The organism is Echinicola sediminis, from assembly GCF_054777495.1.
The window spans coordinates 1-1488 of sequence record NZ_BAAHAP010000222.1 but is presented as its reverse complement, the minus strand read 5'-3'; the positions used below and the strand labels follow the sequence as shown (position 1 = coordinate 1488).

Here is a 1488-nt window from a genome sequence, read left to right as displayed (position 1 = left end):
GTAGCAGATCAATTCGGTAAGGGTATGGGATAAGGGCACAAGTTTGGGATGATGGAATAACTGAGAGGGGAGGTCATTGTCGTTAAGGTAAGCGACCAACTCTATGGCAATTCCCGCACCTGAGCAGTGCTTTAATTGGTGGATATATTTGATGATCGCGGGCGGGGTGTCTTTAGTCAGGTTTTTGGCTTCCCATAATCCTGCTTTAAGAAACTTTCGGATGTACTTGGTAAGTAAGGTGCCCAGTGTTTTACTTCTTGCCCTGTCTCTAAACCAGCCCCAATGGATTTCCCAGAACAATTTTCCTATTGCATCGGTGTTATTGGAGTGGAGGCCTGTGTGGATGTGGTCATATTGTCGGATCAGTTCCTTCCAGAAATTAATTCTTGACCGACCGGATAATCTGTCGGCCCTGTCATCAAGGCAAAAGAGTACTAAAAACAATTGTGAAATATGGACTAGCTCCTGCTCATTGGCATTAGGAAATAACCTGGCTGCAAATTTGTTGAGTTGTTGATCAATACAACGGCTCCTTTCCCTGTCATTTAGAAACAATCGGTTTGATATTGCCCATTTAATAACAATCCGGTTAGCTTTTTCGAAATGGGTATTCAATAAAGGAACATCCACTCCAAGGTGTGTTAATTCCTGGTTCATTCACTATTTACTTATGGTTATTTATTAATTCAGGGACAAAGAAAGTTGGCCCAACTGTAGAAAAATGCTTCAACAATTTTTTGAAACTAACAAAGTAAAACCTCTATTTATTAAGAAGATGAGGGGATTTTTAGGCACTGTTACTAAACAAATTCATATGATGGATATTCGTGAAAGAGGTGGGGGCTTATCGTAAAAGTCCAAGTTCCTTCATCGTTCTGGTAATTTTGGAAACCGAACATTTGAAGAGGTAGCTTCGGTCTTTGATACTCAGAAAAGACCTTTCAGTTTGGAACTGTTCCGATGACAATTTGAGCAATCCTTCCTTCAGGGGTAAAGTAAAGATTTGCTGCCACTCATCCGAATGGTGGGCAATGGCCTGATTGATTGCAGTGGAAAGATTGTTGATCTCGGGAATGGTAGTAAGGAGTGCTGATTCTGCTTCCGGCCTCAATTCCAAAACAGTGGAGTACTCCACAGGTTTGATGATATAGGGCGTGGGAGTTTTTTTTAGATAACTAAATAGATCAACGGCCACCCTTCCCTGTTTGAATATTTTTACTCTGTAATCCCTGCCGCTTTCCGCTGGATAGAGCATGGCCAATGTTCCTTTATAAACATATCTTGCACATTGTTCTACTTCACCGGATCCCTTGAGAACTGTGCCTCTTCTGTAAACCTTTTTTATCAGGTAAGGTGACAACTTTTCATATACTGAAATATCCAATTCATAATAAGGGTCAAATTCCTCCTTAAGCGCTTTGGCAGACAGAAACTTTTCCATAGGTACTTGCTTCACATGTCCCTTCTAAGAGGGAGAAAAAATAAAAC

Annotated in this window: 2 protein-coding genes; both read right to left on the bottom strand. The window is 40.9% G+C overall.

Translation table 11 applies throughout. The features are described from left to right. Positions 1-657 (bottom strand): terpene synthase family protein (locus ACYVAA_RS22860; protein WP_460546389.1); only part of this gene is annotated, 657 nt, incomplete at its 3' end. A 187-nt stretch (positions 658-844) separates the two neighbouring features. Beyond that, positions 845-1441 (bottom strand): cyclic nucleotide-binding domain-containing protein, encoded by a 597-nt coding sequence (locus ACYVAA_RS22855; RefSeq protein ID WP_460546387.1) that lies wholly within the window; start codon positions 1439-1441, stop codon positions 845-847. Between the last annotated feature and the right edge of the window lie 47 nt (positions 1442-1488).